Genomic DNA, 20,397 nt, shown 5'->3' on the forward strand with positions numbered 1-20,397 from the left:
CGGTCGCCCGCGGGGAAGGCCGCCCCGGCTTTCCGTAGGGGGCGGCTGGGGCGCGCTGTGGGCCTCGTTGCCCGGTTCCGTGCGTCCCCTCTTGGTTGCAAGGAGGATCCATCCACTCGCCGACCGTTCCATCCGGCCGCGTCGAGCCGTCTCCCATCGCGCGTGAGCCACGTCCATCGTCGGAGCGTCTGGATGGACGAGGCGTGTGTCATGCAGAAGTGCTGAGTACGAGGTGCTGAGTGCGAAGTGCTGGGTGCCGAGTGAATACCGAGTAGTGCGGGTCGATGGCTTCAAGGCCCGCCTGTCCTGATCACGAGCATCCCATCGAGTTGCCGCAGTTGAGGCACTTGTAGCAGGTGCCATTGCGGACAGTGATCGAGCCGCACACATCGCAGGCCGGCGCGTCGCCCATGAGCGAGGCGTTGGCCTGATTCATCACGCTGGGCTGCGACTCGACCTGCACGATGCGCTCCCGCTGGGTTTCACGCTGAGTCATGGTCATGCGCAGACCGCCGGACGGCCTTTCGGCTCGTGGGGCGTGCGATGATGAGGCCGCACCAGCGGGGTTGCCGCCGTCCGATGGTTCGTCGCCCATGGCGAAGCGCGACTCCATGCGCGGTGCGGCGGGCTTGGACTCGACAAGCGGCGCGTCATCCTCGCGGTCTTCGGCCGTCGGCGCCGGGCTCACTCCCTTGGCGGGGCGCCGGTCCGGCGCGTTCTGTTCGCGGTAGCCGTCAATGAACTGCATGCCCATCCAGCGGAAGATGTAGTCCACCAGCGACTTGGCGAAGGGGATGTCCGGGTTGGTGGTCATGCCCATCGGCTCGAAGCGCTGATGCTCGAACTTCTTGACAAGACTGGACATGGGCACGCCGTACTGAAGCGCCACGCTGATGGCGGTGCCCAGCGAGTCCATCAGTCCGCCGATGGTCGAGCCCTCCTTGGCCATGGTGATGAACAGTTCGCCGGGCGAGCCGTCCTCGTACAGCCCGACGATGAGATAGCCCTCGTGACCGGCCACGTTGAACTTGTGGGTGATCGACTCGCGCGTGTCGGTGAGGCGGCGACGGAGCGGACGCTCCACCACCTTCTCCACGATGCGCTCGATGTACTTGATCTCCGGTTCAGCGGGCGGGCTGGTCGTCGCGGTTGCGGCGGTCGTCGGGGCGGAGGCGGGAGCGCCGAGGACGGCGGAGGAGGTCAACGAGGTCGAGATCGCAGACCCCAGTTCCGCAACTGCGGTTGATACTTCCCCCAGGGCTTGCTCCACATCGTCCTCGTCCTGATCCTCTTCGCCGTCGCCGATGTTGGCCTTGGTGCTCAGCGGCTGGCTCAGTTTGCACCCGTCGCGGTAGAGAGCGTTGGCCTTGAGCCCCAGCTCCCACGACAGCCGGTACGCCGCCGCGATGTCCTCCACCGTCGCCTCGTTGGGCAGGTTGATGGTCTTGGAGATCGCGCCGGAGATGAACGGCTGGGCCGCCGCCATCATGCGAATGTGCCCGCTGGTGGCGATGAACCGCTGGCCCAGCTTGCCGCACTTGTTGGCGCAGTCGAAGACGGGCAGGTGCTCGGGCTTGAGGAAGGGCGCGCCCTCGACGGTCTGCGTGCCGCACACCGCCAGGTTGAGCGCCTCGATCTGTTTGCTCGACAGCCCCAGGGCCTTGAGCCCGTTGAAGGAAGGATCCTTGCGGGCCTTTTCGACGTCAACCCCCAGCGAGCGCAGCACGCGTTCGGGCATCGACCAGGCGTTGAACGCCATGCCGATCTCGAACACCGTGGGAAGGGCGTTCTCGACCTCGACCAGCTCCTCGGCCCGGTATCCGCGCGAGACCAGGAAGTCGCGCAGGGCGGCCCCGTCGTCCTGCGCGTCCGCGGGCATCTTCGTCTCGAGCGAGAGCGTGCCCATGACGTAGGTGACGATGGCGTCGATCTGCCTGGCGTCATAACCCAGCGCGTGCAGGGCCGGTCGCAGCGAGGCGTTGGCGATCTTGAAGTACCCGCCGCCGGCCAGCTTCTTGAACTTGACCAGCGCGAAGTCCGGCTCGACGCCCGTGGTGTCGCAGTCCATCAGCAGCCCGATGGTGCCGGTGGGGGCGATGACGGTGGTCTGGGCGTTGCGGTAGCCGTGCTTCATGCCCAGCTCGAGCGCATCATCCCAGGCCCGCGTGGCGCGATCGAGCATCTCCACCGCGTTGGCGAGGTTGAGGCGCCCGCCGCGCACCAGCCCGTGGTTGATGGGCACGGGGCGGATGTGGAGCTGCTCGTACTCGCTGGAATCACGCGGCGCGCCGTGGGCCGCCAGCCGGTGGTTGCGGATCACCCGCAGCATCGACTCGCGGTTCTCCGCGTAGCCGGGGAAGGGCCCCTGCTCCGCGGCCATCTCGGCGCTGGCGGCGTAGGAGCGTCCCGTCATGATGGCGCTGAGCATGCCGCAGATCGCCCGGCCTTCCTCGCTGTCGTACGGAATGCCCGCCTGCATGAGCATCGCGCCCAGGTTGGCGTAGCCCAGCCCCAGCGTGCGGAACTTCCACGAAAGCTCGGCGATCTCCTGCGACGGGAACGACGCCATCAGCACCGAGATCTCCAGCACGATCGTCCACAGCCGGATGGCGTGCTCGTAACCCTCCAGGTCAAAGACGCGGTTCTCGGCGTCGTAGAACTTCAGCACGTTGATCGACGCCAGATTGCACGCCGTGTTGTCGAGGAACATGTACTCCGAGCACGGGTTGCTGGCGTTGATCCGTCCCGAGTTCGGGCACGTGTGCCAGGCGTTGATGGTGCTGTCGAACTGCAGGCCCGGGTCGGCGCAGCGCCACGCCGCGGCGCAGATCTGCCGCCACAGGTCGCGCGCCTTGAGCGTCTTGGCCGGCTTGCCGTCGGTGCGCTTGGTGAGCGTCCAGTCGCCGTCCGCGTCCACCTGCCTGAAGAACTCGTCCGTCAGCCGCACCGAGTTGTTGGAGTTCTGCCCGGAAACCGTGTAGTACGCCTCGCCGTTGAAGTCGTAATCCAGCTTCAGCCCCAGCGACTCGGCCAGCTCCTTGTGGTCCTTCGAGAGGTGCTTCATGCCCTCGACGAGCGCGGCGACCTTGATCTCCTCGCGCACCTTCCAGTTGATGAACTGCTCAATGTCCGGGTGGTCGGCGTTGAGGCAGACCATCTTGGCCGCCCGTCGCGTGGTGCCGCCCGACTTGATGGCCCCGGCGGCCCGGTCGCCGATGCGCAGCCACGACATCAGCCCGCTAGACTTGCCGCCGCCCGAAAGGTTCTCGTTCTCCCCGCGCAGCGAGGAGAAGTTGGTGCCCGTGCCCGAGCCGTACTTGAACAAGCGCGCCTCGCGCACCCACAGGTCCATGATGCCGCCCGGGTTGACCAGGTCATCGTTGACCGACTGGATGAAGCAGGCGTGCGGTTGGGGATGCGTGTAGGCGTCCGACGCCAGCGACACCGTGCCCGTGGCGTGGTCGGCGATCCAGTGCCCCTGGGGCGGGCCGGAGATGCCGTACGCCCAGTTCAAGCCGGTGTTGAACCACTGGGGCGAGTTGGGCGCCGCCACCTGGGTGAGCATCATCCACGCGAGCTCGTCGTAGAACGCCTGGGCGTCCTCATCAGTGGCGAAGTAGCCGTACTGCTTGCCCCAATGCGTCCAGCAGCCCGCCAGCCGGTGAATCACCTGCCGCGCCGACTTCTCCGGGCCGGTCGAGGGCTTGAGTGAACTGTGCCCGCTCGTCTGTGACCCGCGCCCACTCACCAGTGAGCCGCGCCCGTCAGGAAGCGGTGCTTTGTGCGAGGAGCCAACCGCTCCCTCACGGTCGCGGCTCGCTTCGGGTGCGCTTTCCTCGATCCCTCGATGCCTCGATCCCTCGGCGCCTTCCTCCGGCACGCCCGCCTTGCGGAAGTACTTGCTCACCATGATGTCCACGGCGAGCTGACTCCACGACTTGGGCATCTCGGCGTCCTTCATCTCGAAGACGACCGAGCCGTCGGCGTTGGAGATGCGCGAGGTGCGCCTGGCCCACTCGACGGAGTCGTAGACGTTCTTTCCAGCAGTCGTGAATCGGCGTGTGATCTTCATTCTGTTCCCTCCCGGCCGTGCCGGGTGTTGGGAAAACCATGAATATTCGTTCGTGGCCGGCTGTCTGCTTGGCAGACGAGCCGCTCCGAAAGCGCTTTCGCAGCGCCACTAGTCAACCATTGGTAATGTCAGCCCCGCCTGGTCCTGGTACTTGCCGCCCTTGTCCGCGTACGACTTGGCGCAGACCCGGTCGGCCTTGATGAAGACGATCTGGGCGATGCCCTCGTTGGCGTAGATCTTGGCGGGCAGGGGGGTGGTGTTGCTGATCTCGATGGTCACCTTGCCGCGCCACTCCGGCTCCAGCGGAGTCACGTTCACGATGATGCCGCACCGCGCGTAGGTGCTCTTGCCCACGCAGATGGCCAGCACATCGCGGGGCACGCGGATCACCTCCACCGTCTCCGCCAGCGCGAAGGAGTTGGGCGGGATGATCACGTGGTCGCGGCCGGTCTGTCGCGTGTCGATGGTGATGAACATCTCATCATCGAACTTCTTGGGATCGACGATGGCCTGTCCGCCGTTGCGGGCCACGTTGGTGAAGATCTTGAAGAGCGTGCCCACGCGCACGTCGTAGCCGTAGGACGACACGCCGTACGAGACGCGCCCGGCCCGCTTGATGTTCTCTTCGAACGGCTCGATGCCGACGAGTTCCCGAATCTGCGAATCGCACAGGACAGCCATGGCAGTACCCTCACAGTTCCCGAATCGTTCAGCCGCGCTTTCGCGCCTCGGCCCACACTCGAACCTGGCGGTTGATCCGTTCCCACACCATTTCGCCCCCTCTCAATGCTTCGATCCTCCGAACGGCCCACCCGCCCGAGGGGATCATCGGCATTTTCATCATACGCACTACAGGTTGGGCCGCAACCATTTGCAGGCCCAAAATGTCGTGGAAGCGGTGAAATGAACGGAAGATCAAGCCAGCGGGCAGTTTACCGGCCTTCTGGAGAAAGGCAAACCGCAATCCTTCGTGGTGGATAACCTGTCAGCCCCTGTCAGATCACAAGATGTTGTGGTGGTCGGTTCCGCCGACCTGCTCGACCCGTCATCGGGCTGAAACGCCCACGGGATGGGCATTTCCGGGCGACGCTGATTCGCCTCCTGGCTTTCCGGATCCGTCGCCGTCGGGTGGCTGATCGCCGGCGACCAGTCACCGAGACCTCAACCCAACCGCCGGCAACTCGCTGCGCCCCGTCCCCTACACTGCATCCGCATGACCATGGCACAGCCCATCCTGGCGCTCGAGGGGGTCGTTCATCGGTACAACCACGGTGCTGGCGGGGGAGCGCCGATCGAGGTTCTTCGAGGCGTATCGCTGCAGGTGCATCGGGGCGATTCGGTGGCCATCGTCGGACCTTCCGGCTCGGGCAAGAGCACGTTGCTCACCATCATGGGCGCGATGGCGGCGCCGACGAGCGGCGTGGTGCGGCTCGACGGCCAGGACATCACGCGGTTCAATCCGGAGCAACTCGCCGATGTGCGCAATCGCAAGATCGGCTTCGTGTTTCAGTCGCACCATCTGCTGCCGCAGTGTTCGGCGCTGGAAAACGTGCTGATTCCCACGCTGGCGTCGCGCGAGCGCGGCCGGGCGGACGCGCACGCCGCCACTGCCCGCGAACTGCTCGCCTCGGTGGGGCTGGGCGGGCGATTGCATCACCGGCCAGGCGAACTCTCCGGCGGCGAGTGCCAGCGCGTGGCGCTGGTGCGGGCCCTCATCAACGACCCGGTGCTGGTGCTGGCGGATGAGCCGACGGGTTCGCTTGACGGCCGCTCCGCCGACGCGATGGGCGACCTGCTGGTGACGCTCAACCGCGACCGGGGCATGACGCTGGTGGTGGTGACGCACTCGGACCGGCTGGCGTCGCGCCTGGGCCGCGTGCTGGAGTTGCGGGACGGCCTGCTGCACGCCGCGGGGGACGCAACGTGACGCGCTGGTCGCTGGCCAGGCGCGGGGCGATGTTCCGCTGGCGCACGTCGTTGGGCGTGATGCTCGGAGTGGCCGTGGCCGCCGCCGTGCTCACCGGCGCGCTGGCGGTGGGCGATTCGGCACGGCAGACGCTGCGGGCGCAGGCGATGGCGCGGATTGGGCATGTTCGCGCGGTGATCGCGGCGGGCGATCGCTTCTTCCGCGCGGCGCTGGCGGATGATCTGCGTCAGGCCGCGCCCGGCGCCGAACCGGCGGCGGTGCTGTACCTGCGCGGGGTGGCGGGCTCGTTCGACGGCTCGATGCGCGTCAACAACGTGCAGGTGCTGGGCGTGGACGGGCGCTTCGTGGGATTGTTCGGATCGAGCGAGGCGGCGACGGACGAGCACGCCGCACCCGCGCCGGGCGAGGCATGGCTCAACGCGGCGCTGGCGAACCGACTGGGCGCATCGGCGGGGCAGGAACTGCTGCTGCGCGTGGAGAAGCCCTCGGCCCTGCCTCGCGACGTGGTGATCGCGCGCGTGGATGACGCCTCGCTGGGTCTGCGCGTACGGGTGTCGAAGATCGTGGGAGACGAGCAGGGCGGCCGCTTCTCGCTCCAGGCCAGTCCGCTGCCGCCGATGAACGCCCTGGTCAACCGCGACTGGCTCGCCGCTCAGGTGGGGCAGGATGGTCGGGCCAACGTCATGCTGGTGGGGACGGGCAGTGGGCACTCGGAACTCGGAACCCGGAACGTGGAACCCCCCCGTACCCAGTACTCAGCACTCAGTACTCCACTTGCCGCCCTTGACGCCGCCCTGGGCCGCGTGTGGACGCTGGACGACGCCGAGTTGGAGTTGATTCCGCGCGAGTCGATCGGGCAGTTCGAGGTTCGCAGCCGCCGCATCTTTCTGGATGGAGTCGTTGAGCAGGCGGCGCGCGGGCTGGATCTTCCCGCGCTGGGGGTGCTGACGTACTTCGTGAACGAGATTCGTCGGCGCGAACGGACGACGCCGTACTCGATGATCTCCGCGATCGCACCGCTGTCGGGCGGCGAAGCGGCCGCGCCGCTGCTTCATCCGCTCGCGCAGCCGCCCGTGGGGGACGAGTTGGTTCTCGGTGCGTGGCTGGCGGAGGATCTCGATGCGAACGTCGGCGATGAGATCGAGCTGCGCTACTACGCCCTGCGCGACGGGCGTGAACTGGAGGAGGCGACGACCACGGTGCGCGTGAGCGGCGTCGCGCCGATGGAGGGACGAGCCGTCGATTCGCACCTGATGCCCGAGTTTCCGGGCATTTCCGACGCCGAGAGCAGCCGCGACTGGGAGCCGGGGGTGCCCATTCACCTGGAGCGCATCCGTCCGAAGGATGAGCAGTACTGGGACGATCATCGCGGCTCCCCCAAGGGGTTCGTCTCGCTCGAGAACGGACAGCGGATGTGGGCGAATCGGTTCGGAACGCTGACGGCGATTCGAGCGCCGATCGAGCATGGTGATCGGCTGACCTCGGCGCTGCGCGAACGGCTTGATCCCGCGTCGTTCGGGCTGACGTTCCGCGACCTGCGGGAGGAGGCGGCGCGGACCGGGCGTGCCGCCACCGACCTTGGCGGGCTGTTCATCGGGCTGAGCATGTTCCTCGTGGTGGCGGCCCTGCTGCTGGCGTCGATGCTGTTCGTCTTCGGCATCGAGCAGCGCTCGGGCGAGATCGGCTCGCTGCTGGCGATCGGCTGGCGGCGGCACATGGTCAGGGGGTTGATGCTGCGCGAGGCGGTGCTGATCGTGGGGGCGGGTTCGGCGCTGGGCGCCGCGCTGGGCGTGGGGTACGCATTCATCGTGCTGAACCTGCTCAGCTCCATCTGGAGCGGCGCGGTGGCGGACGCGGCCATCACCCCGCACATCCGTGTGCCGACGCTGTTGATGGGCGCCGGTGTCACGGGTGCGATGTCGCTGGGCACGATTGTGGTCGCGCTGCGCGGCCGTACGGCGCGCAGCCCCGTGGAGCTGCTGGCGATCGCGCGCGGGTCGGATGACGCCTCGTCGCCTCGGGACGGCCGCCGGGCGTGGTCGAAGTGGATCGCGCTGGCGGCGTCGCTGGGCGCGTGGGGGTTGCTGATCGCGGGACTGCGAGACGGCTCCGCCGGCGCGTTCTTCGGCGCCGGCATGAACGTGATGGTCGCGCTGCTGGCGTTGATTCGCGTTCGACTGATGGCGGCGCAGCGGCGCGGCGCCGCGACGCTGCGCTCGCTGGCCGGGCTGGGCGTGCGCAACGCGGTGCGGCGCCCAGGGCGAAGCATCGCCACCGCGTCGCTGCTCGCCGTGGGCGTGTTCCTGGTGCTGGCGGTGAGCGCCTACCGGCTGAGCGAGGTGCGCGACCCGACCGATCGGCGCGGTGGCACGGGCGGGTTCGCCCTGATCGGCACGTCCACGCTGCCCGTGTTTCAGGATCTGGGTACGGATCGCGGGCAGGAGACATACGCGGTTGACCCGCGCATCGCCCAGGTGATCGACGTTCTTCCCCTGCGCGTGCGTGAGGGCGATGAGGCGAGCTGCCTGAACCTCGGCTCCGCCGCGCGTCCCCGGCTGGCGGGCGTGCGCGTGGCGGCGCTGGCGGAGCGCGGGGCGTTCTCCTTCGCCGCCAGTCCGCCGACGGCGCAGGACGAATCGCCCTGGCTCTCGTTGGCTCGGGAGGAACCGGATGGCGCGGTTCCCGCCATCGGCGACGAGACCAGCGTGACATGGTCGCTCCACAAGCGTGTGGGTGACACGATTGAACTGTCGGATGACCAGGGGCGACCCATCCGCATCCGCATCGTCGGAACCGTGCGGAACTCGATTCTGCAAGGGCTTCTCCTGATCGACGAGCAGGCGTTTCAGCGTCTGTACCCCACTGAGACGGGATACCGCATGTTCCTGATCGACGCGCCGGCGGATCGGCGCGATGACGTGGCGCGCTCGCTGACGCGATCGCTCAGCGACGTGGGGCTGGAAGTCGAACGCGCCGACGCGCGGCTGGCCAACTTCAATCGCGTGCAGAACACGTATCTTGTCATCTTTCAGGCGTTGGGCGGGCTGGGATTGGTGCTGGGCACGGCGGGCCTGGGCGTGGTGGTGCTGCGGAACCTGCTCGATCGGCGGCGCGAAGTGGCGATGCTGCGCGCCGTGGGGTACCGGGCCGGAGTCATCCGCCGACTCATCGTGAGCGAGCACGCCGGGCTGCTGGCGGCGGGCGTGGGCTGCGGGCTGGCGGGGGGTCTGCTGGCCGCGGCGCCGGCCGCTGTGCGGGGTGAGGTTCCCTGGGGGCTGCTCGCCGGCCTGGTGGGGGGCATGATTGTCGTGGGACTGGCATGCGTGGTGACCGCCACACGAGCGGCGGCTCGAGGCGACCTGGCGCGGGCGCTCCAGAGCGAGTAGCGGCAACGTCCGGGCTGACTCCCCCTACAATCTGCGTGAGCGGTTGGTGATGTATCGTCTCGCTATGGGAGACGCGGGGAACGACTCCGTAACTTTCACACGCAGGGGTGCGCGACATGAGCAAGGGTCGCCTGATGGCTTGCACGGGTCTGGTGATGACGCTGGGCTGGGCGCCGGTAGTCGTTGCCGCTTCACAGCAGGCGGACCAGTCCGCCACTGACGACGCCGTCGCCGCGCGCGACAAGGCGTTCGAGGAGATGCTCAGCGGCGTGCAGCTGGTGGGATACTTCACCATGGATGACGCGCCGGATCGAGCGCCGAGCGAGGAGCGTTACACCATCACCAAGGTCACCAGGCAGCGCGGCGACCTGTGGCGCTTCGACACGCGCGTGCAGTACGGCGAGCGGGATGTCACGCTGCCTATCGTGGTGCCCGTCAAGTGGGCGGATGACACCCCGATGGTGTCGCTCACCAACTTCGGCATCCCGGGGCTGGGCACGTACTCGGCCCGCGTGGTTTTTTACGACGGCAAGTACGCCGGCATGTGGAAGGGCGGGCGACGCGGCGGGCTGATGTACGGGCGCATCGAGCGGCTGTCCACGGACCCCGCCGCCGACCTCCCCAAGCCCGCTGCGGATGCGGACAAGCAGGCGTCGGGGCACTGGCCTCTCTTCCGCGGACCGGCCTCGGGCGGCGTGGCGCAGGGGCACGCCACGGCCACCCGGTGGAATGTCGAGAAGGGCGAGAACATCGCGTGGAAGACGCCGATTCCCGGGTTGGCCCACTCCAGCCCCGTGATCTGGGGCGATCACCTGTTCGTCACCACCGCGGTCCGTCAGGGCGAAGGGCCGGATGAACTGAAGGTCGGCTTGTACGGCAGCATCGCGCCGGTGCCGGATGACTCGGTGCATGCCTTCAAGGTCTACTGCCTCAACAAGCGCACGGGCGAGATACTCTGGGAGCGCACCGCCGTCGAGGCCGTTCCGAAGATCAAGCGCCACCCCAAGGGCAGTCACGCCGCCTCGTCTCCCGCCACGGATGGTCGGCACGTCGTCGCGCTGTTCGCGTCAGAAGGACTCTACTGCTACGACGTGGAAGGCAACCTGAAGTGGAAGCGCGACCTGGGCGTGCTCGACTCGGGCTACTACCTGGTGAAGGACGCCCAGTGGGGCTTCGCCAGTTCGCCGGTGATCTTCGAGAACAAGGTCATCATCCAGTGCGACGTGCAGGAGAACTCGTTTCTCGCCGCCCTCGATCTTGAGACAGGCGAGACGATCTGGCGCACCGAGCGCACGGATGTGCCAACCTGGGGTACGCCCGCCATCGACACGGCTAACGGGCGACGGCAGGTCATCGTCAACGGCTACCGCCACATCGGGGGCTATCACCTGGACACCGGCGAGCCGTTGTGGAAGCTCGAGGGCGGCGGCGACATCCCCGTGCCAACGCCAGTCGTGTGGAACTCCCTGGTCTTCATCACCAACGCTCATGGGCGCATGGCGCCGATCTACGCCATCCGGCTCGACGCGGCCAAGGGTGACCTGAGCACCGAGCCCGACAGCGGCCACCTGGCGTGGTGGGTGCGCAGCCGCGGCAATTACATGCAGACCCCCCTGGTCTACGACGGACTGCTCTACTGCTGCGGCGACTCGGGCATGCTTTCCTGCTACCGGGCCGAGACGGGCGACCTGCTCTACCGCGAGCGCGTCGGCGCCGGGCAGACCGGATTCACCGCGTCGATCGTGGCGGCGGACGGCAAGATCTACATCACCAGCGAGGAAGGCGACATTCACGTCGTCAGGGCGGGTGAAACCTTCGAGATCATCGCATCCAACGAGATGGGCGAAACCTGCATGGCCTCGCCCGCCATCTCCGAGGGCGTGCTGTACTTCCGCACCCGCGGGCACATGGTGGCGGTGGAGGCCGGTGAGCAAGGGCCACGCTGAGCGAGTGATTCGTCGAAATCGAGCAGATTCGCCGATGTCGTTCTCGCCGGGGCCGTACAATGCGCCAGACGAGGCGCGACAGGCCTTGCGGCCACCCAGGGGGGGCAACCGGGGGCCGACCGGAGTGTGCGACGATGCTCTTCAAGATTTCCCGGATTCTTGAGCAGTTCGCCCGCATTCCCGGGTTGAGTTTTCTGTCGCGGTACTCCAATCAGGCCGTCAAGCACTACAGCATGATCCGGGACCGCAAGGACCGGATGGAGGAAATCCGGGACGACGTGAAGGCCGCCGGCAAGTCGGTGGGAGTCGGAGGGAGCGGCGGGGGGGCGCGCGAGGCGCGTCGGGTCAATCGCACCGCGTCCGCCTCGGGTGGCGAAGGCGGCTGGGGCGCGCCGCCGGCCGGTGCGCCGCCCCGCGGGTCGGTCGGTCGCACCTCGCCATCGGCTCCACCGCCCAATGTCGGCCGTGCGCCTTCGGGCGACAAGCCGATCTCGATGATGACGGACGCCGAGCGCGCCGCGCGGCGGGCCAACCGGCGCAAGGCCGGAGAATAAGGCGCGGTGCAGCAGGTCCGCCCGGCGTCACCCCGCCTTCTTGGCGTCCTTGAGCACCTGGTCGCCCAGCTTGGCCAGCGCCTGGGCCTCGGACTTGATGTCCGCGCACAGCTTGGCGATGGCGCCTTTCGAGCCGCCGAAACCCGTCAGCGCGCGTTTGGCGGCGTCGTCCGCTCCGGCCTTGATCGACTTCTTCACGCTGTCGATCGTTGATCGCGTCTCCTTCAGCTTGGCGATCAGGGCCAGCCGGTCGCGGCGCAGGTTCTTCACCGCCGCGCCCATCTTGACGCCCTGCTTGAGATCCTTCTCGGTCTTGAGGTGCTTCTCGAACTTCTGCAGTTCGCGGTCCAGCGCCTTGTCCACCAGGTCGATGAACTCGTCCGCGTGCTCCGTGTAGCCGTCGCACGCGGCGGTCGCCTCGCGCAGCGTGACCGCGGCGTCGCCCCTCTTTTCCTTGGCGACGAAGTGCTTGGAGCATGCGTCTCCCACGCTCGCCCGCGTATCGGATTCCGCGGTCAGATGCCGCCCGCCCACGTGTTCGCCGAGTTCACCGATGTCGCCGGTGACTTCCTCCCACTTCTTCGCGTCCTTGGCGGAGAGTCCGCCCTTGCCGTGGGTGAAGGCGCCGCGCACGATCTTCGCCTCTTCGATGCGGCACAGGCCGAAGGTCATGGTGTCATGCAGCTCGAGTGACGGACTTCTGGCGGCCAGGGTCTTCCACTTCTTCTCCACCTTTTCGCGCAGGTCATTGCGGAAGTCGTCCGCGATGTCCTCGATGCGGGCGTTGGTCTTCTCCACCAGCGACATCGCCTCGTCGGCGGCCTTGTCGTCGCCCCGCTTCTCGTCCTCCTGCTTCTTCCTGACCTGCTTGACGAGTTCCTCCAGTTCATCGTTGATCTTCCTGCCGAACTCGTCGAGCATCTTGTCGATCACGCCCTCGACATTCTTCTGCGTGGGCGGATCGACGGCGCCGCCCTTCACCTGCAGCTGCAGGATGAACTTGACGTTCGCCTTGCCGATGTCGATCAAACCCTTCACCGAGGGAACCTTCACCAGTTTGCGGCCGTCCACGTCCAACTCGGTCTTGCTGATGCGATCGCCTGGCATGATGGTCTCCTCATGTTGCGAACGACCTCTTCCCGCCGCCGCCCTCGCCGGGCCGCCGCGCGTCGCCTCGCGTCGCGGGGTCGTTCCGTTATAATCGAGACCACCACTTGATGCCAGCCGCTTTCACAGGAGGTTCGCCGTGAAGTACTCGTTCAACTTCGGCGTCGTGAGCAGAACGGGCGGCACGAGGCCAGGCGCGGCGTCCGCAGGCGGGGGAGGCGGGGGAGCGTTCCGCATCGCCCTGCTGGGCGACTTCTCCGGGCGCGCCAACCGCGGCGAACTGGAGACCGGCGACGCCCTCGCCAAGCGCAAGCCGATCCGGGTGGATGTGGACACCATTGACGCCGTCATCCAGCGGCTCAAGATCACCCTCTCACTCCCCCTGGGTCAGGACGCCGCCATCTCCGTGCCCATCGGCGGCATGGACGACTTCCACCCCGACCAGCTCTTCGAGAAGGTGGATGTCTTCACCGAACTCGGCGCGTTGCGCCGTCGGCTGCAATCCTCCGCCACCGCCGACAAGGCCATCAAGGAAGTCCAGTCCTGGGCGGGCAAGGGGAAGAAGGTCCGTACGCCGAGGAACGCTTCCGCCCGCGGGGCGGAGCTTCCCGCCGGGGCCACGCTGGATGACTTCGCCAACCTGCTGGGGCGTCCGACCTCCGCCGCCGGCGGGGGCGGCAAGGCGGCTCAGCAGGCCGCCGACCTGGTGAAGAAGATCGTCGGCCCCTACATCGTGCCCGCCAGGGATCCCAGGCGGGACGCCATGCTCGCCGCCGTCGATACCGCCCTGTCGGACGCCATGCGCGCCCTGCTCCACCACCCCGACTTCCAGGTGATGGAGTCGATCTGGCGCGGCGTTGACTTTCTCACCCGTCGCCTGGAGACCGATTCCTCGCTCCAGATCATCCTCTACGACCTCACGGCCCAGGAGCTGGCCGCCGATCTGGCCGCCGCGGATGACCTGGCGGAGACAGGGCTCTACCGACTCCTCGTGGAGCAGCCCGCCCTGGACGCCCAGCAGGGTCCGCTCTCCCTCATCATCGGGCTGTACACCTTCGAGATGACCCCCCCGCACGCCGAGCTGCTGGGCCGGGTGGCCAAACTCGCCGCCAGCGCGGGCGCGGGCGGCGCGCCGTTCATCGCCGCCATCAGCGCCGATGTGCTGACCATGCTGAAGGATGAAGATGTCCACCCGATGATCCTCGACGCCTGGAAGCAGCTCGGCTTGCTGCCCGAAGCCAACTACCTCGGGCTGACCGTTCCCCGCTTCCTGCTGCGCCGCCCCTACGGCGAGCGGACGGACCCCATCGACCAGTTCGACTTCGAGGAGTTCACCCCCGCCGCGGGTCTCTCCGCCATGCTGTGGGGCCACGGCGGGTTCATCGCCGCCCTGCTGCTGGGCGAAACCTTCCGCAAGCAGGGAAAGAAGATGAAGCCGGGCTCGATTCTCTCCGTGGGCGACATGCCCTACCACTTCTTCACCGACGCCGATGGCGACCAGGTCGCCCTGCCCTGCACCGAGCGCCTCATCAACCTCCGCACCGCCGAGCAACTGACCAGACGACGCTTCATGCCCCTGCTCTCCATGCAGGGCAAGCCGGAAGTCCGGCTCGGGTCACTCTGCTCGCTGGCCGGCCCGTGGGCGCCGGTGACGATCAAGCCGGACGCGACGGCCGCAGCGCCCCAGCCCGCCGCCGCCGAGGATGCGTCCGGCGGAGACAGCCCCGCCCAGGAATCAGCCCAGGACGCCGAACTGGCGGCCCTGCTGGCGGAGATCGGCGGAGATTCCGGGGGCGGGGGGGGAGAGGAAGGCGCGAGCCAGGAGCCGCCAGCCAGCCGCGAAGAGCCAACCGCCGCCGACACCCCCGCCTCCCCGGAAGAAGAAGAACCCATGGACCCGGAACTGGCGGCTCTTCTGGCGGAGTTGTAGGCGGAGAGGATTCCCGACGCCGCCGAACACTGACGAACCGCATGCATTCAGGCCACGGTGATCCCGGGGTCGAGGTAGACGTCCTGAATGGCGTTGAGGAGTTTCACGCCCTCGCTCATGGGCTTCTGGAAGGCCTTGCGGCCGGAGATCAGCCCCATGCCGCCGGCCCGCTTGTTGATGACGGCGGTGCGCACGGCGTCGGCCAGATCGCTCGCCCCCTTGCTTTCGCCGCCGGAGTTGATGAGTCCGCAGCGTCCCATGTAGCAGTTGATGACCTGGTAGCGGCAGAGGTCGATGGGGTGGTCGGAGCAGAGGTCGGTGTACATGCGCTCATCGAGCTTGCCGTAGGAGGAGCCGCCGGTGTTGAGGGCCTTGTACCCGCCGTTGCGCTCCGGCAGTTTCTGCTTGATGATGTCGGCCTGGATGGTGACGCCCAGGTGATTGGCCTGCCCGGTCAGGTCGGCGGCGGTGTGGTAATCCTTGCCGTCAACCTTGAAGGTGCTGTTCCGCAGGTAGCACCAGAGGATGGTGGCCATGCCCAGCGAGTGGGCGTGCTGGAAGCACTCGGCGATCTCAACGATCTGGCGGCCAGATTCCTCGCTGCCGAAGTAGATGGTGGCGCCGACGGCCACCGCGCCGAGGTTCCACGCCTCTTCCACCGTACCGAAGAGGATCTGGTCGTGCTTGTTGGGGTAGGTGAGCAGCTCGTTGTGGTTGATTTTGACGATGAAGGGGATTCGGTGGGCGTATGTTCGCGCCACGGAGCCGAGGACGCCGAAGGTGGTGGCCACGGCGTTGCAGCCGCCCTCGATGGCGAGTTTCACGATGTTCTCGCCGTCGAAGTAGATGGGGTTCTTGGCGAAGGAGGCGCCGCCGGAGTGCTCGATGCCCTGATCGACCGGCAGAATGGAGAGGTAGCCGGTGTTGGCGAGGCGGCCGTGGGAGAAGAGCTGCTGGAGGGAGCGGAGCACCTGGGGCGAGCGGTCGGACCCCGCCCACACGCGGTCCACGAAGTCCGGCCCGGGGAGATGAAGGTGCTTGCGGTCCACCTTGGCCCGATGGGTGAGCAGGGCGTCGGCGTCGGAACCGAGGGCTTCGAGAACCGGAGAACGGCTGGCGACCATGGTCATGGGGAATCCTCGTCGTGTGTGAGAGGACATGATAAGCGGGATGGGCGCGGTGTTCCGGCGGGAAGCACGGAGAACGCCCGGCGGGCTGCCGCGATTCTCATCCGCCAGGTCCGTATTCCTGCCGGTGGGGCCCGTTCAGGCCGCGTGCAGCGACATGGAGGCGGCGAGGAATTGGCGGCCGACCTTCCACACCGGCCCGGCGCCCATGATGACCAGCAGGTCGCCGCCCTTGCAGAGGAGTTCAAGCTGCTCCACGATGGCCTCGAAGGGGTAGAGGTGCATGGCGGTCACGCCGCGCGTGCGGAGGCGATCGACGAGATCCTGGGCGCTGACCTTCGTCTTCTCGATCTCCGAGTCGCGGACGAAATAGATGTGGGGCACGATGACGACATCGGCGTGCGAGAATGAGTTGGCGAACTCCTCCAGCAGAAATCGCGTGCGGCTGTGCTGGTGGGGCTGGAAGACGCAGATGAGGCGCGCGGGCCGGATGAAGTCGCGCAAGGCCCGAAGGGTGGATTCGATCTCGGTGGGGTGGTGGCCGTAGTCGTCGTAGACCAGCACCTGGCCGCCGCCGGGAAGGGTGCGGGTTCCCAGCCGCTGCATGCGACGATCGACGCCGGCGAACGTGGAGAGTGCTTCCGAAATACGCTCCCACGGCGCCCCACACCAGTGGGCGAGAATGGCCGCCGCCGCGGTGTTGAGCACCATGTGCTCGCCCGGCATGGGGAGCACCCACGAGCCGAGGGCCGCCTCCTGCCGCAGAATCGTGACGCGGTTGGCGGAAGGGGAGTAGGTGACCTGGTAGTCCGCCCAGGGGCTGAAGCCGAAGGTCATCACCTCGCACGCCAGCCCGGCGGTGACCTCGCGGCGGTGAGCGCCTTCGTGGGCGATGAGCAGGCGGCCGCCCTCGCGCGACGAAGGCAGAAGTTGCGCGAACTCGCCGAAGGCCTTCACGATCTCATCAAGCGACCCATAGATGTCGAGATGATCGGCCTCGATGTTGTTGATGAGGGCCATCGTGGGCCGGTGGTGATGAAAGGAGCGGTTGAACTCGCAGGCCTCCGCCAGCAGGATGCCGGGCTTGCCGGCGAGGGAAAACGTCCCTGTCCCGTTCTCTGTTTGCGGCACCAGGGCGCCGCCCGTGCGCGAGCCGCCGCCGATCTGGGCGCAGGTGGCGCCCACGATGAAACTCGGGTCCAGCCCGGCGTGGATGAGCACGTGGGCCAGCATGGCGGTGGTGGTGCTCTTGCCGTGCGTGCCCGCGATGGAGATGCCGGTGAAGCCCGACTGCAGCCGCCCCAGGGCCTCGGCGTAGGAGAGGACCGGAATGCCGCGATCGCCCGCCGCGAGCATCTCCGGGTGGTCCGGCTTGATGGCGGCGGAGGCGATGACAAGGGTGCATTCCTCCGGCAGCCGCCCGGCCTGCTGGTCGGCGGTGACGGGAATGCCGTCGCGGCTCAGCGCGTCGGTGAGTTCGCTGGGCACGCTGTCCGACCCGGCGCAGGTCGCCCCGGCATTGCGGATCAGTCGCGCCAGCCCGGACATGCCGCACCCGCCGATGCCGATGAACCAGACATGCTGTCCGGCGAAAAAGGGGGATCGATGACCACTGGGCTGGTGATGCGCGCCGGCGGCCGCCGTGCCGCGCGTGGAGACGCCGCGATCCGTCACGGTGAGCGTGCTCATGGGATGCATTCTATCGGCCGGTGAAGGGCGGCGGCATTGGAGATTGAGGACGCGCCGGAGTCGTCACGCGCCGCTCATCGCGACCTTCACCAACTCCCCCAGATACGCCCGAATCCCCTGGTGTCCGCGATCCAGCGGCACCCCCAGCGAACGGGCCGCATCCTTGGTGAACTGATTCTTCGGTTGAGGGGGGCTGGAGAAGTCGATCTCCGCCGCGATGCCCAGGTGATCGGCGATCATCTGGGCGATGTCCGCCCACCGGGCGTAGCAGTCAGCCAAGTTGTAGACCCGGCCCGAGGCGTCCGGGTTGCCGACGGCGGAAGCGACGGCGACGGCCACATCGTCCACATGGACGAACTTGCCTCCGCCGGGGCGGGTGAAGGGGCGACGGTCCCGAATCTGCCGGATGATCGGGTAGCCGATGGACCGTTCGATCCTGGGATCGATGCCGTACACCGCGCAAGGCCGCAGAGCGGAGACGAACCGGCCCTGCTCGAAGTGGGCGGCCCACAGGTGATCCTCGATCGCCGCCTTGCACGCGCCGTAGAGCGAGGCCGGACGCAGCGGGTGATCCTCATCCACCATTCCACTCCACCGGGGGCGCATGTCGTGATGCACCGCGATGGAACTGATGAACACAAACGGTCTCGGCGCGGAGGCGTGAAGGAAGCGAATGGAAGCAAGCAGGTTGCGCTCCAGGTGCCGATTGGCGTCGCCTGACTTGAGGGCGTCCCAGTCAAAGCTGTTGTGGACGACCGCGTCGGCCTCACGCAGCAGAGCGGGCCAGCAGTGCGGGTCGGCGTGGTCGCCCTCGATGAAACGATCGACGAACGGAGCCACGTGATCGCGGCGGCTGGTCGATCGCACCAGCCCGGTCACTTGATGACCGCGGGCGTGCAGGGCGCGGGCGATGACGGAGCCGATGAAGCCGGAGGAACCGGTCAGGGCGATGCGCATGGGTGTGGCGTCTCAGCGAACCATGGCGGGCAAGGCCGTCAAGTGGGGTGGGGAGTACGTGAGGTGACCGGGGTGTGAGTCATATCACCGGCTCTTCTTCTTTCTCGCCTTGAAGCCCGGCTTCTGCTTGGCCACTACCGTCGAGCCGCGGCTGGCGAAGGTGGGCATGCCGCGCATGCCCGGCATCAGGTTCGGGTCCATCTTCGCCAGTTCACGGATCGCCTTGAGCTTGCCGCCCGCGCCGACGCCCGCCATCTGCTGCGTCATCTTCTGGATCAGCTCGAACTGCTTGATGAGCTTGTTCACCTCCACCGGCGTGGTGCCCGACCCCTTGGCGATGCGCTTGATGCGCGACTTGCTCAGCAGCGTGACGTCATCCCGCTCGGCGGGCGTCATCGAGTGGACGATCCCCTCCAGCCGATTGAGCTGCTTCTCATCAATCTCCACGTCCTTCAGCATCGAGCTGACGCCCGGCAGCATGCCCAGCAACTGCTTCATCGGGCCCATGCGGCGGATCGAGCGCAGCTGCTTGAGGAAGTCGTCCATCGTCAGCTTGCCGGCGGCCATCTTCTCGGCCATGCGGGCGGCTTCTTCCTCGCTGACCTCCTGCTGGGCCTTCTCCACCAGCGACACCACGTCGCCCATGCCCAGCATGCGGCTGGCGATGCGCTCGGGGTGGAACTCCTCCAGGGCGTCGAACTTCTCGCCCACGCCGATGAACTTGATCGGCGCGCCGGTCACGTGCTTGACCGACAGCGCCGCGCCGCCGCGCGTGTCGCTGTCGAACTTGGTCAGGATCACTCCGTCGATCGCCAGCCGCTGGTGGAACACCTTGGCGCTGTTCACCGCGTCCTGCCCGACCATGGCGTCCACGACCAGGTAAATCTGGTGCGGGTTGATGGCGCGGTTGACGGCCTCCAGCTCCTTCATCAGGTCGTCGTTGATGTGCAGACGGCCCGCGGTGTCGAGGATCAGCACGTCGTACCGCTCCTCCCGCGCCTTCTTGAGCGCCCGCTGACACACGCCCACGGCCACGCCGACGGCCTTGCCGTACTCGGCGCACTTGTCCGGCTCGCCGTAGAAGCCCACGCGCTGCTGCCCCTTGGCCTCGCGATCCACGCCCTCCACCACCAGGCGCAGCTGCTCCACCGCCGCGGGCCGCTGCAGGTCGGCTGCGGCCACCAGCACGCTGCGTCCATTGCGGCGCAGGTACGCCGCCAGTTTGCCGCAGGTGGTGGTCTTGCCGCTCCCCTGCAGACCGCACATCATGATCACGGTGGGCCCGGGGTCCACGATCATCACGTGGCTGTCCACCGGCCCCATCATCTCAACAAGCCGCTTGTGGACGATGCCCACCATCTCCTGCCCCGGCTTGAGCGACTTGGTTACCTGTGTGCCGAGTGCATCCTGCAGCACCTGGTCGCAGAACGTCTTGACCACATCGAGGTGGACATCCGCCTCCAGCAAGGCGGTGCGCACATCGCGCATGGCTTCAGCGACGTTGTCCTCGGTGATGCGCCCGCGCCCGGACAGGTTGCGGAAGACGCCGTTGAGACGCTCGGAGAGTGTGGCGAACATGCGGGGAAGACCTTCGGGAAGTACCCGTCACCGCCCGCGTGGGATGCGGGCATGCCGTGGGGGGAAGTGAAGGTCAGTGCTGTGACCGCAGCGGGGGGATGATAGCGAGGCGGCTGGGGTGGAA

General features: G+C 67.4%; 12 protein-coding genes. 5 read left to right on the forward strand and 7 right to left on the reverse strand.

The window, feature by feature from the left end; genetic code table 11:
- Nucleotides 1-310: 310 nt before the first annotated feature.
- Nucleotides 311-4,072, reverse strand: coding sequence for an adenosylcobalamin-dependent ribonucleoside-diphosphate reductase (locus HRU76_12795; protein ID QOJ18410.1), 3,762 nt, complete (start codon nucleotides 4,070-4,072; stop codon nucleotides 311-313).
- A 108-nt stretch (nucleotides 4,073-4,180) separates the two neighbouring features.
- Nucleotides 4,181-4,753 carry a dCTP deaminase gene (locus tag HRU76_12800; GenBank protein ID QOJ18411.1) on the reverse strand — a complete coding sequence of 191 codons (573 nt, stop codon included), beginning with the start codon at nucleotides 4,751-4,753 and terminating at the stop codon, nucleotides 4,181-4,183.
- A 538-nt stretch (nucleotides 4,754-5,291) separates the two neighbouring features.
- Here HRU76_12800 and HRU76_12805 point away from each other — a divergent pair.
- The 4 genes from HRU76_12805 to HRU76_12820 all read left to right on the forward strand — a co-directional run bounded on the left by HRU76_12805 (nucleotide 5,292) and on the right by HRU76_12820 (nucleotide 11,885).
- A complete protein-coding gene (locus tag HRU76_12805; GenBank protein QOJ19191.1) occupies nucleotides 5,292-5,999 on the forward strand; it encodes an ABC transporter ATP-binding protein in 708 nt (235 codons plus the stop codon).
- On the forward strand, nucleotides 5,996-9,385 hold the full coding sequence (locus tag HRU76_12810) for an ABC transporter permease (GenBank protein QOJ18412.1): 3,390 nt from the start codon (nucleotides 5,996-5,998) through the stop codon (nucleotides 9,383-9,385). The genes HRU76_12805 and HRU76_12810 overlap by 4 nt, the downstream gene beginning before the upstream one ends.
- Nucleotides 9,386-9,501: 116 nt before the next feature.
- Entirely contained in the window at nucleotides 9,502-11,331 is a 1,830-nt protein-coding gene (locus HRU76_12815) for a PQQ-binding-like beta-propeller repeat protein (protein QOJ18413.1), read from the forward strand.
- A 134-nt stretch (nucleotides 11,332-11,465) separates the two neighbouring features.
- On the forward strand, nucleotides 11,466-11,885 hold the full coding sequence (locus HRU76_12820; GenBank protein QOJ18414.1) for a hypothetical protein: 420 nt from the start codon (nucleotides 11,466-11,468) through the stop codon (nucleotides 11,883-11,885).
- A 27-nt stretch (nucleotides 11,886-11,912) separates the two neighbouring features.
- Here the strand turns inward: HRU76_12820 and HRU76_12825 are convergent, their stop codons facing one another.
- A complete protein-coding gene (locus HRU76_12825) occupies nucleotides 11,913-12,992 on the reverse strand; it encodes a hypothetical protein (protein ID QOJ18415.1) in 1,080 nt (359 codons plus the stop codon).
- A gap of 139 nt (nucleotides 12,993-13,131) precedes the next feature.
- Here HRU76_12825 and HRU76_12830 point away from each other — a divergent pair, with 139 nt between their 5' ends.
- A complete protein-coding gene (locus HRU76_12830) occupies nucleotides 13,132-14,922 on the forward strand; it encodes a type VI secretion system contractile sheath large subunit (protein QOJ18416.1) in 1,791 nt (596 codons plus the stop codon).
- A 47-nt stretch (nucleotides 14,923-14,969) separates the two neighbouring features.
- On the opposite strand, the gene HRU76_12835 is transcribed toward HRU76_12830, so the two are convergent.
- From HRU76_12835 to ffh, 4 genes are all read right to left on the reverse strand, one after another.
- Entirely contained in the window at nucleotides 14,970-16,052 is a 1,083-nt protein-coding gene (locus HRU76_12835) for a class I fructose-bisphosphate aldolase (protein ID QOJ18417.1), read from the reverse strand.
- Between the two features lie 135 nt (nucleotides 16,053-16,187).
- Nucleotides 16,188-17,738 carry a UDP-N-acetylmuramate--L-alanine ligase gene (gene murC, locus HRU76_12840; GenBank protein QOJ18418.1) on the reverse strand — a complete coding sequence of 517 codons (1,551 nt, stop codon included), beginning with the start codon at nucleotides 17,736-17,738 and terminating at the stop codon, nucleotides 16,188-16,190.
- A gap of 63 nt (nucleotides 17,739-17,801) precedes the next feature.
- Complete coding sequence (locus tag HRU76_12845) at nucleotides 17,802-18,695, reverse strand: NAD(P)-dependent oxidoreductase (GenBank protein QOJ18419.1); 894 nt, start codon at nucleotides 18,693-18,695, stop codon at nucleotides 17,802-17,804.
- Nucleotides 18,696-18,779: 84 nt separating this feature from the next.
- Nucleotides 18,780-20,273, reverse strand: coding sequence for a signal recognition particle protein (ffh, locus tag HRU76_12850; protein QOJ18420.1), 1,494 nt, complete (start codon nucleotides 20,271-20,273; stop codon nucleotides 18,780-18,782).
- Between the last annotated feature and the right edge of the window lie 124 nt (nucleotides 20,274-20,397).

The organism is Phycisphaeraceae bacterium (genome assembly GCA_015709595.1).
Lineage (GTDB): Bacteria > Planctomycetota > Phycisphaerae > Phycisphaerales > SM1A02 > CAADGA01.

Bases quoted from the DNA above. Each gene is read 5' to 3' on its own strand.
- HRU76_12845 (QOJ18419.1), bottom strand. From the start codon at position 18,695: ATGCGCATCGCCCTGACCGGTTCCTCCGGCTTCATCGGCTCCGTCATC.
- murC (QOJ18418.1), bottom strand. From the start codon at position 17,738: ATGAGCACGCTCACCGTGACGGATCGCGGCGTCTCCACGCGCGGCACG.
- HRU76_12835 (QOJ18417.1), bottom strand. From the start codon at position 16,052: ATGACCATGGTCGCCAGCCGTTCTCCGGTTCTCGAAGCCCTCGGTTCC.
- HRU76_12800 (QOJ18411.1), bottom strand. From the start codon at position 4,753: ATGGCTGTCCTGTGCGATTCGCAGATTCGGGAACTCGTCGGCATCGAG.
- HRU76_12820 (QOJ18414.1), top strand. From the start codon at position 11,466: ATGCTCTTCAAGATTTCCCGGATTCTTGAGCAGTTCGCCCGCATTCCC.
- HRU76_12795 (QOJ18410.1), bottom strand. From the start codon at position 4,072: ATGAAGATCACACGCCGATTCACGACTGCTGGAAAGAACGTCTACGAC.
- HRU76_12815 (QOJ18413.1), top strand. From the start codon at position 9,502: ATGAGCAAGGGTCGCCTGATGGCTTGCACGGGTCTGGTGATGACGCTG.
- HRU76_12825 (QOJ18415.1), bottom strand. From the start codon at position 12,992: ATGCCAGGCGATCGCATCAGCAAGACCGAGTTGGACGTGGACGGCCGC.
- ffh (QOJ18420.1), bottom strand. From the start codon at position 20,273: ATGTTCGCCACACTCTCCGAGCGTCTCAACGGCGTCTTCCGCAACCTG.
- HRU76_12805 (QOJ19191.1), top strand. From the start codon at position 5,292: ATGGCACAGCCCATCCTGGCGCTCGAGGGGGTCGTTCATCGGTACAAC.